At 58.1% G+C, this 11,834-nt stretch carries 11 protein-coding genes; all 11 read left to right on the top strand.

What is annotated here, in order from left to right; translation table 11 throughout:
* The first annotated feature begins 616 nt into the window (after positions 1 to 616).
* From PAN31117_RS10355 to PAN31117_RS10305, 11 genes are read left to right on the top strand one after another with little or no spacing between them, the layout of a single operon-like run.
* Positions 617 to 1,861, top strand: a complete 1,245-nt coding sequence (locus tag PAN31117_RS10355; RefSeq protein ID WP_150738133.1) for a lipopolysaccharide biosynthesis protein — start codon at positions 617 to 619, stop codon at positions 1,859 to 1,861.
* A 10-nt stretch (positions 1,862 to 1,871) separates the two neighbouring features.
* A complete protein-coding gene (locus tag PAN31117_RS10350; protein ID WP_150577981.1) occupies positions 1,872 to 2,852 on the top strand; it encodes an NAD-dependent 4,6-dehydratase LegB in 981 nt (326 codons plus the stop codon).
* Positions 2,800 to 4,005 (top strand): LegC family aminotransferase, encoded by a 1,206-nt coding sequence (locus PAN31117_RS10345; protein ID WP_217429649.1) that lies wholly within the window; start codon positions 2,800 to 2,802, stop codon positions 4,003 to 4,005. Before PAN31117_RS10350 ends, PAN31117_RS10345 begins: the two co-directional genes overlap by 53 nt.
* Positions 4,002 to 4,625 (top strand): acetyltransferase, encoded by a 624-nt coding sequence (locus tag PAN31117_RS10340; protein WP_150738132.1) that lies wholly within the window; start codon positions 4,002 to 4,004, stop codon positions 4,623 to 4,625. Before PAN31117_RS10345 ends, PAN31117_RS10340 begins: the two co-directional genes overlap by 4 nt.
* Entirely contained in the window at positions 4,622 to 5,638 is a 1,017-nt protein-coding gene (gene neuB, locus PAN31117_RS10335; protein ID WP_150738131.1) for an N-acetylneuraminate synthase, read from the top strand. Before PAN31117_RS10340 ends, neuB begins: the two co-directional genes overlap by 4 nt.
* Positions 5,639 to 5,696: 58 nt before the next feature.
* Complete coding sequence (locus PAN31117_RS10330) at positions 5,697 to 6,725, top strand: nucleotidyltransferase family protein (protein ID WP_246189015.1); 1,029 nt, start codon at positions 5,697 to 5,699, stop codon at positions 6,723 to 6,725.
* The gene (locus tag PAN31117_RS10325) at positions 6,722 to 7,723 is read left to right on the top strand and encodes a Gfo/Idh/MocA family protein (RefSeq protein ID WP_150738129.1); all 1,002 of its coding nucleotides are present in this window, start codon (positions 6,722 to 6,724) and stop codon (positions 7,721 to 7,723) included. Before PAN31117_RS10330 ends, PAN31117_RS10325 begins: the two co-directional genes overlap by 4 nt.
* An 11-nt stretch (positions 7,724 to 7,734) precedes the next feature.
* A complete protein-coding gene (locus tag PAN31117_RS10320; protein ID WP_150738128.1) occupies positions 7,735 to 8,421 on the top strand; it encodes an acylneuraminate cytidylyltransferase family protein in 687 nt (228 codons plus the stop codon).
* Entirely contained in the window at positions 8,418 to 9,182 is a 765-nt protein-coding gene (locus PAN31117_RS10315; RefSeq protein ID WP_150738127.1) for an oxidoreductase, read from the top strand. Before PAN31117_RS10320 ends, PAN31117_RS10315 begins: the two co-directional genes overlap by 4 nt.
* A gap of 39 nt (positions 9,183 to 9,221) precedes the next feature.
* Positions 9,222 to 10,562, top strand: a complete 1,341-nt coding sequence (locus tag PAN31117_RS10310; RefSeq protein ID WP_150738126.1) for a polymerase — start codon at positions 9,222 to 9,224, stop codon at positions 10,560 to 10,562.
* Positions 10,555 to 11,832, top strand: a complete 1,278-nt coding sequence (locus PAN31117_RS10305; RefSeq protein WP_150738125.1) for a hypothetical protein — start codon at positions 10,555 to 10,557, stop codon at positions 11,830 to 11,832. The genes PAN31117_RS10310 and PAN31117_RS10305 overlap by 8 nt, the downstream gene beginning before the upstream one ends.
* Positions 11,833 to 11,834: the final 2 nt, after the last annotated feature.

Here is an 11,834-nt window from a genome sequence, read left to right as displayed (position 1 = left end):
CTGCGACCGAATGGCGCGTTCGACGACAAAACTGAGCGCATCGTGAATGAGCTTGACTGGCGTAAATTGCCCCTCCCGCTGTTCTCGAGGTCGAAAGGCGCGGTGCGGATCTGATCACCACGACTCAGACAACGTTTTACACAAGGGGGCAAATTGAAATTGTAAGTAATCGTCAGCCGGCTGGGCCTCTGGGCGCTTAATTAGACCAGGCGGCCCTGACGGCCTGCGTCGCCCGGCCGCTTTGCCGGGGTCACGCGATGCTCGAGGGCTTGGTCACCGTCCACTGGGCTTCAACGGCAGATTGCAAGACGCGAATTATACCAGCCGGATTATAGGCAAAGCGTGTTTGAGGGCGGCTTGCAGGGAAGGGATGTTGTGAGCGCGTGACACTTGTCTGCGGTGGTGCAAAAGTCGCGCTGGCGTCAGACGGTCGGGGAGGCACCGCTATGCGGGGGCCGCGAGTCGGATAAAGTGGTCGATATGCTACCATACCGCCCGACCGATGCGGCCACTGCAAAGCCCGGGGCCGCACGTCCGATAAGCGCCTCCGGCGATCAGTCGAGCCAAAATCAGACGCAAATCCACATACTTAAATCTCACAATCGGTGCAGCGTAATTGCGTCTCCAGATTTTTAATTTGATTTTGCGTGGCCTCACGCTGGCGAGCAAATTCCTTCTGGTGTTTGCGCTGGCCAAATTCCTTCGCCCGGTCGATGTCGGCGTCTATGGCCTCATGGTCGTCACAATTGGTTACTGTGCTTTCATTCTGGGTGGTGAGTTTTACACTTTTTCAATGCGCGAACTGGTGGTTGCGGACCAGTCGGCCAGGCGCGGGATGTTACGATCCCAAATCGGGTTTCATCTTGTCTGCTATGCGATATTCATGCCGCTGTTTATCGGCTTGTTTGTGTGGAAGAAGCTCCCGTGGGCTTATGTCGGCTGGTTTTACGCGATTCTTCTGGTCGAGCATTTCTCCCAGGAGGTAAATCGCATTCTCGTCTCACTGTCGATGCAGTTGCATGCCAGTGCCGTGCTGTTCGTTCGCAGCGGTGCCTGGTGCCTGACCGTGATCGGCGCAATGGTGGCCGCCGATTCGGCGCGTGATCTCAATTTCGTCCTTGGGGCCTGGCTATGTGGCAGCTTCCTGGCTTGCATACTCGGTGCGTACTGGGTGGGAAGTCGGCATGGGTGGCCCGGTATCGGCCAGGTGGACTGGCGCTGGGTGCGCAAGGGCGCGAAGACGGCTGCCATCCTTTTCGTCGCCGCGCTGGCACTGCAAGGCCTCACGACATTTGATCGCTACGCAGTCCAGGATTTCGGAAGTGTTAGCGATGTGGGTGCTTACTCGCTTTTCGCGGGCATTGCGACGGCGATGATCTCTTTCCTGGAAGCCGGGGTTATTGTTTTTTTCTATCCCAGCTTGATCGATGCCGCAAAGCGCAACGATCTGGCGGCTTTTGCGCAACGAATGCGCAAGCTCACCCTGAATGTCGTGGTGTGCATGCTGGTGCTGGCGATCGGCGCGTGGTGCGTTGGATTGCTGGTGGTTCAGTGGCTCGACAAGCCGGCGTACAGTGACAATTTCTATCTATTCAAGTACATACTTCTAGCTATGTTCGTGTTTGGCGTAAGTCACATTCCCCATTTGGGGCTATACGCAAGAGGGCTGGATCGTGTGCTGTTATGGAGCCAGATTGCCGCGATGCTGGCTTTTGCCGCCGTGGCGGTGCCGGCGGGGCACGTCTGGGGAGTGGTCGCTGTACCCGTCGCATTGTGCTTCGCATATACGACGCTTCTGCTGTGGAAAACAGTGTGCTATCGCCTGATGCTTCGCGAGTTTAAAAACAATCCCCATTGTTAGGTTACCTATTGTGAAAAAAGTCCTTGTTACCGGCGCAGACGGCTTTATCGGTTCCCACCTCACGGAGTTGTTGGTGCGTGAGGGATATGAAGTGAAAGCGCTCTCGCAATACAACTCGTTTAACTATTGGGGATGGCTTGAGGACGTCGCATGCCTGAAGGAAATCGAAGTTCTCAACGGCGATATCCGCGACGCTCACTATTGCAAGCACATCACTAAAGACGTCGACACGATCTTTCACCTGGCTGCGCTGATTGCGATCCCCTATTCGTATGTCGCACCGGAAAGCTATGTCGACACCAACGTGCGCGGCACGTTGAACATTTGCCAGGCGGCGCTGGAGAACAATGTCGGGCGTGTCATCCACACGTCGACGAGCGAAGTATATGGAACGGCTCAATACGTGCCGATCGACGAGAAGCATCCGCTGCAGCCGCAGTCGCCGTATAGCGCATCGAAGATCGGGGCCGACGCGATGGCAATGAGCTTTTACAACGCTTTCGATTTGCCGGTGACGACGGCTCGCCCGTTCAATACTTACGGCCCGCGTCAGTCTGCTCGCGCGGTCATTCCGACGATCATCACGCAGATTGCTGCGGGTGCGAAAGAGATCAAGCTGGGCGATGTATCGCCGACGCGCGACTTCAATTATGTCGCCGACACGTGCGAGGGATTCCTCGCGCTCGCTCGCTGCGACGCTGCGGCAGGTGAAGTCGTCAACATCGGATCGAATTACGAAATTTCGGTGGGTGACACGCTGAATCTGATTCGCGAACTGATGGGCAGTTCGGTCGAATTCCTTCACGACGAGCAGCGCGTGCGTCCGGGCAAGTCCGAAGTCTTCCGCCTCTGGTGCGATAACGCCCGAATTCGCGAGATGACCGGATTTACCCCGAAGTACGACATTCGCGCTGGCCTTCAGGCGACCATCGACTGGTTTGTTCAGCCCGGCAATCTCGCTAAGTACAAGGCAGGTATTTACAATGTCTGACGTCAAAGCCCGCTATTTGCCGCTGATCCAGGCGGTTCGCGAACGTTTCCCTGGCGACGGCTTCGTTCCGCTTCACGCGCCCGTCTTCGGAGGGAACGAGAAGGCCTATTTGAGCGAATGCATCGATAGTACTTTTGTATCGTCAGTGGGCCCCTTCGTCGACCGCTTCGAGCGGATGATGGAGGAAATCACCGGCAGCAAGTTTGCGATCGCGACGATGAACGGTACCGCGGCGCTGCATATGACGTTGATTCTCGCGGGTGTTCGCGACGGCGACGAAGTGATCACACAGCCGCTTACGTTCGTGGCCACCTGTAATGCGATTGCTTACCAACGCGCCCATCCGATTTTTCTCGACGTCGATAAAGACACGCTCGGCCTGTCGCCGGACGCCGTTGCCGACTTCCTCGAGTCGCACGCCGAAATGCGGGACGGACAATGTTTCAATCGCGGCACCGGACGGCGTATTCGCGCGATGGTGCCGATGCACACGTTCGGCCTCGCCTCGCGTATCGAAAAGCTGATCGAAATCGGCGAGCGGTGGAATATCGTCGTCATTGAAGATGCCGCTGAAGCGATCGGCTCGACCTGGAAGGGCAAGGCGCTCGGGACGTTCGCACCGCTGAGCGCTTTCAGCTTCAATGGCAACAAGATTGTGACCAGTGGGGGCGGTGGATGCGTCGTTACGGATTCTCCGGAAATCGCTCGCCTTGCCAAGCACCTCACGACGACGGCCAAGAGCCCGCACGCGTGGGAGTTTTCGCACGACCAGGTGGGCTACAACTATCGTTTGCCGAATATCAACGCTGCGCTGGCATGTGCACAGCTTGAGCAATTGCCCGGCTTTCTGGCGAAGAAGCGTGAGCTGTCGCGATTCTATGCGGATGTCTGTCAAAAAGCCGGGCTGAATTTCCTGAGTGAGCCGGTCGGCGGGGAATCGAATTTCTGGTTGAACGCGGTGCTGACCGAGGGGCGGGACGAACGAGACGCGTTGCTGGCTTATGCGGCGGATGAAAAGATCATGATGCGCCCGGTGTGGCAGCTGATGACGACCCTGCCAGCATTCCGCGACGCACAGGCGATGGCCATTCCGAATGCGCAATGGCTGCAGGACCGAATCGTCAACATTCCGAGCAGCGTGCCGGCGCAATGAGGCTCGTTTTTGTCGGTGGCGGAGGGCATTGCCGCTCGTGCATCGATGCCGCCGAGCGGGCGCAGATCGAGATCGCGGGTGTCGTCGATCCCGACGCCTGTGCCGACGTTCTGGGCTATCCGGTGCTCGGTGACGACAACTGGATCGAAGCGCATGTATCCGACGCGGAACTCGCATTCCTCGTGAGCGTAGGTACGACCGGGTCAGCGGCCATCCGACGACGCATCTTTGAGAACTTGCGTCGCTCGAACGCAACGATTGCCACGCTGGTGTCGACGACAGCCGTCGTTTCCCGGCACGCCACGGTTGAGGAAGGGACAGTCGTACTAGAGCGTGCCGTCGTCAATGCGAACGCACGGGTCGGGACGAACTGCATCATTAACACGGCCGCATTGATCGAGCACGATGCCCGCATCGGCGATCACACGCATGTATCTACCGGGGCGCTGATCAATGGGAACGTGGTTATCGGCCAGGGCTGTATGATCGGCTCTGGCGCGGTGATTCGGCATGGCGTGCGTGTTGCAGACGGTGTCATTGTGGGCGCCGGCGCAACCGTACTCGCCGATATCGACGCAGCGGGCACTTGGGTTGGTACGCCCGCGAGGAGAATGAAATGAGTCTTTGGAACGAACGTGTTTTTATCATTGCGGAAGCTGGCGTCAACCATAACGGCGACATCGGGCTGGCTCGCCAGTTAATCGATGCGGCAGCCGAGGCAGGCGCCGATGCAGTGAAGTTCCAGACATTCCGCGCCGCAGCGCTTGTATCGCGCGAAGCCCGAATGGCGGACTATCAGAAGCGCAATCTGGGTGAAGAGACGTCGCAGTACGAGATGCTCAGGCGGCTCGAACTGTCAGACGAGACGCAGCGGGAATTACGTGCATACGCGGCCTCCCGAGGCATCTTGTGGTTTTCCACGGCTTTCGACCCGGAGAGCCTGGCATTCCTGATTTCGCAGGAACTGCCGGTCTGGAAGATTCCGTCCGGCGAAATCACCAACTATCCGTATCTGCGCCGAATTGGCGCTCTCGGGCGTCCCGTGATTCTGTCGACGGGCATGAGTACGCTAAGCGACGTGGAAGCGGCGCTCGATGTCCTGCAGACGGCAGGTGCCAAGCGAGAGGACATTTGCGTGCTGCATTGCACGACGGAATATCCCGCACCCTGGCAAGACGTGAACCTGCGCGCGATGATCGCGTTGGGTAATGCCTTCGGACTGGCGTGCGGTTACTCCGACCACACCACGGGGATCGAGATTCCGATCGCCGCCGTGGCCATGGGTGCGCGCGTCATCGAGAAGCACTTTACATTGGACAGGACCCTGCCCGGCCCCGATCACGCGGCGTCATTGGAACCTGCCGAGCTGAGCGCGATGGTGACGTCGATCCGTCACGTTGAACTGGCGCTCGGCGACGGCGTCAAGCGGTTGACGCCGTCGGAGCGCAGTAACCGTCTCGTAGCCAGAAAGCAAATCGTTGCGGCACGGGCGATTCCCGCGGGTCATGTCCTGTCTGAAGAAGACCTCGCGGTGCGTCGTCCGGGCGAAGGAATATCGCCGATGGAATGGCCGCGCGTCGTAGGGCGCACGGCGGGACGCGACTACGAAGTAGGTGATGCAATCGAGTGGTAATTAGTCAGATCGACTTTCGAGTACGACGGATTTTCGAGCGATGAAGAATTGGAATGCTGTGCTTGTTGGCCCGGACGACAGTCTGGAGAAGGCGATTTCGGTGCTGGACACTGGCGCGCTGCGAATTGTGCTCGTCGTGGATGCCCAACGCCGGTTGCTCGGGACGATCACCGACGGCGACGTGCGCCGGGCCTTGTTGCGCTATCTCCCGATGAGCACGCCGGTTCGCGAAGTCATGTGCTCGACGCCGCAAACCGCCGGACCGGCCTGGCCGCGCGAGCGTGTGCTTGCGATCATGCAATCCCGCCAGTTGCTGCACATGCCGGTCGTTGACGACAGCAATGTGCTTGTCGGGCTGGAGACGATGCAGGAACTGGTGAATGGCCGACGTCTCGACAACCCTGTTTTTCTGATGGCGGGAGGGTTTGGCACCCGGCTGCATCCGCTGACCAATGACTGTCCGAAACCACTGCTGAAAGTTGGCGACAAACCGATCCTTGAACTGATCCTCGAAAGCTACATCAGCGCGGGTTTCCACAAGTTCTATATTTCGACGCACTATCTCCCCGAGATGATCCGGGCGCACTTCGGTGACGGCAGCAAGTGGGGTGTGACAATCAGTTACGTTCACGAAGAAACGCCGCTGGGCACGGGCGGGGCGTTGGGGCTGCTCCCTCGAGATGAAATCAGCCTACCGATGTTCCTCATGAACGGTGATCTACTGACCCGCCTCGATTATCGCGGCTTGCTCGATTATCACAACGAGCATGGCGGTACGGCGACGATGTGCGTGCGGGAGTATGAATTCCAGGTGCCCTACGGTGTCATTCAGAGCGATGGTCATCGTATCCAGTCCATGGTGGAGAAGCCAGTCCAGAAGTGGTTTATCAACGCGGGCATTTACGTGCTGTCTCCTGAGTTGATCCGCAGCGTACCGGCCAATCAACGCGTGGATATGCCGACGCTCCTGGAACAATCGATCGAGAAGGGCTCCGACGTCATGATGTTCCCTGTGCATGAGTATTGGCTGGACATCGGTCGCATGGAAGATTTCAAGCGAGCCCAGCAACAGTTCGGCAATCTATGACGGCGAAGGCTCTCTATTTGGTGATCGGCTCGGGCAGTATTGCTCGCCGACACATGCGTAACTTGCACGCCTTGTATCCCGACGCCGCTGTCGGGTGCGTGTCTGCGTCGGGGCGAGCTCTGTCTGCCGACGATGTCGAGCCGGATGTCGTCAGATTTCTCACGCTCGACGAAGCCCTTTCGGCGTCCCCCGTTTTTGCGGTCATCGCTTCCCCCGCACCTGCGCACGTGGCGCACGCGTGTCGGCTGCTGGAAGCGCAAATCCCCGTAATGATTGAGAAGCCGCTGTCCGACAGCATGCAGACGCTGGCGCCATCACTCGATGAATTGATGCGTCATCGGGAAAGAATCGAGGTGGCGTACAACTTGCGATTCATGCCATCCGCCATTTGCCTGAGGCAAGCTGTTACCGAAGGAAGCGTTGGCCGTGTGCTTTCGGTGAGCGCCGAGGTGGGGCAGTATTTGCCCGACTGGCGTCCTGGGTCGGACTATCGAAAGCAGGTGTCCGCACAGCGTGCGCTTGGCGGTGGGGTGCTTCGCGAGCTGAGCCACGAAATTGATTATCTGATGTGGATTTTCGGTCGTCCGGACAGTGTGTTTTGCATCGCAAACAAGGTGAGCGATCTAGAGATCGATGTGGAAGATGTGGTGGACGCTTTCCTTATCCACGACAATGGCCCTGTCATTAATTTGCACATGGACTTTCTTCAACGTTCGGTCACGCGTCGCTGCAAAGTGATCGGCGAGACGGGAACGTTGGTGTGGGACATGCTCAGGAATACGGTGACAGTGCAGCGGTCCGGCGGCGAGGAGGCAACGCTGTATAGCGATGCGGCTTATGACCGGAACGCCATGTATATCGATGAGCTTGTACATTTTGCCAATGTGGCTAGCGGTGCGAGCGCACCGTTCGTAGATATTTGTCAGGCGGCCGACGTTCTCAGGTTGATCGACGCTATGCGACAGTCGGCGGCGACGCATCAGCCGGTGGCGATTTGAAGGGGAAAGCAGTGAGCGTTTGCGCATTCATATTTGCCCGTGGCGGGTCCAAGGGACTGCCAGGCAAAAATATCCGTGAGTTGGGCGGCTTGCCGCTGATGGCTCACTCGATCCGTACTGCACAACAGGTCGCGCGGGTCGACAAGATCTACGTGTCGACCGAAGATGAAGCGATTGCACGCGTCGCACGCGAATTTGGCGCTGAAGTGATTGATCGTCCCGCAGAACTGGCGACCGACACCGCTCCGGAATGGCTCGCGTGGCGTCATGCCATTGATACCGTATTTGCGCGCGCCGGTGCGTTCGACATCTTTCTCAGTCTGCCGGCGACGAGTCCGTTGCGTTCGGTAGACGACGTGAACGCATGCCTTGATGCCCTCAATGATTCGACCGACGTGGTTGTCACGGTAACACCTGCTGCACGCAGTCCGTACTTCAATATGGTGACTCGCACGCTGGAGGGGCAGACGAATCTCGTGATTGGCGGACATGGTGCGGCGCGTCGTCAGGATGCACCGGCCGTGTACGACCTTACGACCGTCGCCTACGTTACACGCCCCGAGTTTGTTCGCACTCACGATCGTCTGTTCGACGGGCGCGTTGGATCGGTGGTCGTCCCCAAAATTCGCGCGGTGGACATCGATGACATTCACGATTTCCAATTCGCCGAAGTCCTTATTCGGGCAGAACAACAATGAACCTAAACAATAAAACGATCATTATCGTCGGTGGTGCCGGCCGTATCGGTCGGGCCATTGTCGGCGCACTGGTCCAGGCGGATGCAAACGTTGTCGTTGCGGACGTGGACGAAAGCGGTCTGAATGACGTGGCGGCGGAGTATGGGGCGCGCGTCATGTGCCAGACGCTAGACGTGAGCGACGCGACGGCGATTCGCCAGTTGTTGTCCGACGCCGAACAACGGTTCGGTGGCGTGGACGGTGCGGTAAACACCGCCTATCCGCGCAATGCCCGGTACGGTGCGAAATTCTATGAGGTGACGTACGACGATTTCTGTGAGAACGTGAGTCGGCACGTGGGTGCGTATTTCCTGTTCATGCAGCAGTGCGCTCAGTACGCGTTGCATTCGAAGCAGCCGTTCTCGCTGGTGAATTTTTCATCGATTTACGGCGTGATGGCACCGCGTTTCGATGTCTACGAAGGGCTGCCGATGACCATGCCCGTCGAGTATGCGGCGGTTAAAGCGGGATTGCAGCACCTCACGAGTTACGCGACGGCATACACGAAGGGGACCCGGTTCCGTGTCAATTGTGTGAGCCCCGGCGGGATCCTTGCCGGTCAGAATCCGGACTTCCTGGCCCGATACAACGCGCATTGCCGCGAGAAGGGAATGCTGGACGCGGAGGATATTGTCGGCTCGGTGTTGTACTTGTTGTCGTCGGACTCCGCCTATGTGTGTGGCCAAAACATCGTGATCGACGACGGTTTCTCGGTCGGCTAATTCCGCTCCACTGCCTGAATATTCCGTAGAACACTCTCAATGTCGTCGCTAATTGTCTATATCGTTGGGCTGCTGGTCATTTGGGGACGATACCTGGATCACGCGGGCAACTTCACTGCGTTCGTGTGCTTCTTCGCGGTGATGCTCGTCACAAACCTCCCGAAGCGAGCCTTTTCTCCTCTGGCCTTGTTTTACGCCTATTACGGCGCATGGTTTATCGTTGCGCCGATGTTCGCTCAGCGCTTTGACGGCATGTTGGACCGACCGGAATACCAGTTGGCTATTGCTTTGGCGTTTACGGTGTTCGGGCTCGGGGTTGTGGCAATTAAATTCGGGGAGAGGATGGGACGGGCCGGTCATCGCACCGACTATCGAGGGGGCGTCCCCGGGATTTTTGCTCTCCGCGGCACGCTGATCATTCTGTATGTCATCGCCACGGCGATGGTCGTGATGATCGTGCAATCCAGTGGAGGCTTTTCGGTTTGGGAGGCAAATCCCGGCGACGCATTCCTGAACCGAAGCGGGTCCGGCGTCTATGTCGTGCTGAGTCACTTCTCCTCGGTGGCGCTGGCGGCATTGACGGGCTATTACTGTGTGCGCAAGCACAGCAAGGTTGCGCTCTGCGTTTTTCTTGCCTGGTTGCTAGTGACCTCCCCGGTGCACGGCAGCAAGCTCCAAATTTCCTTGCTGGCCGTTGTGTCGATGTTGCCCTGGGTGCGCAACATGAAGCTTCTGACGGTCAAGACGATCCTGCTTTACGTCTCGTTCGTCATGATTTTTCTGTTGGGCCTGTATTTTCGGAACATCACGTGGGTTAGCGCGGACACGATGATTCCGTATGCGCTGAATTACTTCAATACGCTCGAGAACCTGGCCATTTCGGTGCGCGATTTCGATCCGAGCATCCTGATGACGTTCTTCCTTCCGTTTGTGAAATTTCAGACGCCTTTCGGTCTGGCGAGTCCGGACATGTATTTCGACATGAATCACCTGCTGACGGACATCTATTTCCCGAAGTCGTGGGCGATTCGTGCGACCGAGCAATGGCCGGTAGAGACCGATCTGTATCTTAATTTCATGTTCGTCGGAGGATTGCCGTTGGTTGCCCTGTATCTTGGGATCATCGGATTCATTCACGGACGGGCGATTCGAAATGATTCGCTGGGGTACTGGGCTGCGTCGATTCTCATGACGATTCTCATGATCTCGCATTTGCGCGGCAGCCTGATCAATTGGACCGATTTCTATCTGTATCCCTACATTGCAGTGATTGCGTACCTGTTCAGAAGAATGTCGTTGCGGCCGATACCCCATTACGTCGCATCGACCGCACCTGATGGTGGTGGCGACGCAGCACCTGCGATGGAACGTAATGTCTGAGTCTTCCTGGATCGAAGAGTATCTGCTCGCCACCGAGAACGAGATTGCCGTCGATGCGCATCTCTATTCGATCGGTGGGAGCAATGCAGGCGCGTTTGGACACTTACCGCGTCCGTCGCGCTGGCGCGGCATGTCGGCGAAGTTGCAGCCGGCGTTGCGTATTGTGGGTACTGTGTCTCGTGCCCTCTGGAACGTCGGCGCGGCACGCGCTTATCTGAACTACGATGCGAGCCGTCTGGATCGCTATCGCCAATCCTGCGCTCCCGCGCCGCAAGGACTGACATCGGAGTGCCGCGAACTCGCGGTCGCCTTTTCTTCCCGGGCGGCGGACGTGCTTCACATCCCAGCGCTGCCTGAAGAACCGAAGCAATGGCTCACTTTCCCGTGGGCACCGATTCACCCGCTGCCGCCTGGCCAGGCCCAGGTCGATGCGTTCTCGCTGCTAACGGCGGAGGACATCGAACTGGCGCGAAAGCTCGCGATACGGGCGTCTGCCGAATTACGCCGCAGGCCGTCAACGCGACTTTGGGCTTTGCAAAGTTACACCGCCGTGCGCTGGTTCGCCGCGCGTATCGCATTGGCCAAATTCACAGAATGCCGTTTGCTCATCGCCGAGCACTATGATCGCTGGGCCATGTTGGCTGATGCCATCGCGCGCAGCGGACGAGGCAATGCGCTAACACTGGTGCAGCATGGGGCGCTGGCGGGACTGTCGGCGAATGGGGAGGCACCGTCGGGTCGACTCCATTTCCCGCTGCCTCATCGGCTGACGTCGGTTTCACGGCTCTCGGTCTACGATGCGATTTCGCAGTCCGTCTTCCTTAGCGATGTGTTGACGCCCGAGTGCGTGGCCCGCGGGGTTGAGATGCGAACTTTCAAGCCGACCATTGAACTGACCCGAATGAATACGACGGGGCGAGCGAGTCTGCTGATCGTTGGGCACACGCTATGCGAACCGCTTCATATCGCGCTGATGAATCAGCTGTCGCGGGGTGACGTCGATGTCGAAGTCTTCTATAAGCCGCATCCGACGGCGGCACCGGGTAATCAAGTCGCACGACAACCCTGGCAAGTTATTCACGAGCGAAGTGTCTTCCCTGCCGTCGATCTTGTGGTTGCCTATCCTTCAACCCTGGTGACCGAGTACGCGAACGTTGGCATACCGGCTGTCGTTCACGCGCTCGACGCGACGCCCGACTCGGCAATTGCACTGGCCAGCGAAATTCAAGCCCGGCTGACGGGGAAGGTCGCTACCATTTCTGTCGACTGACA

The sequence above is a fragment of the Pandoraea anapnoica genome (assembly GCF_902459765.1).
GTDB lineage: Bacteria > Pseudomonadota > Gammaproteobacteria > Burkholderiales > Burkholderiaceae > Pandoraea > Pandoraea anapnoica.
This window is presented reverse-complemented; position numbering and strand designations above follow the sequence as displayed.

Coding starts and splice junctions, on each gene's coding strand:
- PAN31117_RS10305 (WP_150738125.1), top strand. CDS start 10,555: ATGTCTGAGTCTTCCTGGATCGAAGAGTATCTGCTCGCCACCGAGAAC.
- PAN31117_RS10340 (WP_150738132.1), top strand. CDS start 4,002: ATGAGGCTCGTTTTTGTCGGTGGCGGAGGGCATTGCCGCTCGTGCATC.
- PAN31117_RS10325 (WP_150738129.1), top strand. CDS start 6,722: ATGACGGCGAAGGCTCTCTATTTGGTGATCGGCTCGGGCAGTATTGCT.
- PAN31117_RS10310 (WP_150738126.1), top strand. CDS start 9,222: ATGTCGTCGCTAATTGTCTATATCGTTGGGCTGCTGGTCATTTGGGGA.
- neuB (WP_150738131.1), top strand. CDS start 4,622: ATGAGTCTTTGGAACGAACGTGTTTTTATCATTGCGGAAGCTGGCGTC.
- PAN31117_RS10315 (WP_150738127.1), top strand. CDS start 8,418: ATGAACCTAAACAATAAAACGATCATTATCGTCGGTGGTGCCGGCCGT.